Here is a 2,173-nt window from a genome sequence, read left to right on the forward strand (position 1 = left end):
TCCGGCGACGCTATCGCGTCGCGACGGCGCGGAGGCGACGGCCGGCGCGCGCTCGTCCTCCGCCGCGCGCGGTTGCGTTGAGGATTTCAGGGGGAGGATCAGGCACACCTTGGCGCCTGACAGGGTTTCCGCGTCGGCCAGCTTCAGCTCGCCGCCGTGCTCTTCACAGATGCGCTTGACGATGGCCAGGCCCAGGCCCGTGCCCTTCTCGCGCGTGGTCACATAGGGTTCGGTCAGCCGATCCCGGTCCTTGGCGGGCAGCCCCGGACCGTCGTCCTCGACGGCGAAGGTGGCTATTCCGTCCTCGACGGTCAGCCGCGCCCGGATGCCGGGCGTCGAGCCGTCGCCCGGCCGGGGCACGGTCTCGCGCCGTGCGGCGACCGCCTCGCCGGCGTTCTTCAGGATGTTCGTCAGAGCCTGACCGATCATCTGCCGGTCGGCGTGCAGCACCACCTTGGGCAGGGGTTCGACTAGGTCGACGCCGATCTCGGGCGCGGCGACCCGCTGGGCGAATACCGCCTCACGCAGCAGTTCGGCCGGGTTCTCGGCGGTGAAGCGGGGCGCCGGCATGCGGGCGAAGGACGAGAACTCGTCGACCATCCGGCCGATGTCGCCGACCTGGCGGATGATGGTCTCGGTGCAGCGGTCGAACACCTCGACGTCGTCGCCGACCTGGGCACGGTAGCGGCGGCGCAGGCGCTCGGCCGACAGCTGGATCGGGGTGAGCGGGTTCTTGATCTCGTGGGCGATGCGGCGGGCGACGTCGCGCCAGGCGGCGTTGCGCTGGGCCGTCACCAGGCGCGTGATGTCGTCGAAGGTCAGCACCATCTCGCCGCCGACGCCGCCCTCGATCCGCACCCGCAGCCGCCGGGTTTCGCCTTCTAGGCCGACGTCGATCTCTTCCTCGATATGGGCCTCGGCGCGGCCGGCCAGCTCGCTGAGCTCGGGCGAGACCTCGCCGAGCGGTCGGCCGATGATGTCGGGGTCGGCGATGGCCAGAAGCTCCACCGCGCTGTCGTTGATGGCCGAGACGCGGCGCTGGCGGTCCACGCCGATGACCCCGGCCGAGACGCCGGACAGCACCGTCTCGATGAAGCGGGTGCGGCCCGTGGCCTCCTCGCTGGCGGTCCTCAGCGCGGCCTGCTGCGCCTCCAGATCCCCGGTCATTCGGTTGAACGCCGCAGACAGGGTGCGAATTTCTCCCGGCCCGCCGGCGTCGTCGACCCGCGCCGTCAGGTCGCCTCCGGCGATGCGATCCGCGGCCTCGACCAGGCGCCCGATCGGCGCCGAGATAGCGCTGGCCGCCGACATGCCCAGCCAGACGGCGCCCACGAGCACCAGAAGCGCGGTCTCCAGATAGCTGAGGGCGAAGGCCGCCTGGATGCGGGCGCGGCTGTCCTGCGCCTCCCGGTAGGCGATGATCGACTCCTCGCCGTTGCGCATCTGGGCCAGCAGGCCCGGTTTCAGCGGTCGAACCATGTAGAGGTAGGCGTCGCCATAGGCCGGCAAGACGATGACCGACCGCACCGCGTCGGGCCCCTCGGTGACCTGCTGGGCCGGCCGGCCGCCCTCGACGGAGGCTTCCTCGAGGGCTTCGCGAGGCGGGGCGACATAGGGCGGAGCGCCAAGGGACTCGCCTGCGGCCAGAACCTCGCCGTCCGCCCCCAGGATGTAGATTGCGGGGTAGCCGAAAAGCTCGCCCACCTGCTTCAGCGCGTCGGAGAAGCGGATCCGCTTGTCGAGCAGGTAGCGAACTCCTGTGAGCTGCTCGGCGACGACATAGATGTCGCCGTCCATCTCGTTGGACACGTCTTGAAGATAGGCGCGCCCTACGGTCGCTCCGTTCTCGACGGCCGACTGGACATTGCCGCTGAACCACTGGTCCACGCCTCGATTGACCAGGACGCCGAACACAAGCGCGACCACGACCGCCGGCACCAGCGCCACCATCGAGAACAGGGTGACGAAGCGGAGATGCAGGCGGGCTCCCGCGTCGGTCCGTCGCCGGAACAGGCGGACGGCGCGGCGGCCGACCACCACGGCGAGCCCGGCGATGAGCAACAGGTTGACGCCGAGAACGGCCAGGACCGCCCGGCTGGCCGAGGCGCGCGCGCCCTCCCCGCTTCCGCCCGGCGCCACGGCCACCAGCCAGACCGCCGCCGCCGTGACTCAG

At 71.1% G+C, this 2,173-nt stretch carries 1 protein-coding gene; it reads right to left on the bottom strand.

Annotated elements, in window-relative coordinates; genetic code table 11:
* Window positions 1-2,145: sensor histidine kinase (locus tag AC2W7C_RS17020; RefSeq protein WP_486002436.1), on the bottom strand; the 2,145-nt coding region annotated here is incomplete at its 3' end.
* Between the last annotated feature and the right edge of the window lie 28 nt (window positions 2,146-2,173).

The sequence above is a fragment of the Brevundimonas sp. CURTG3B2_SDJG genome, from assembly GCF_057364705.1.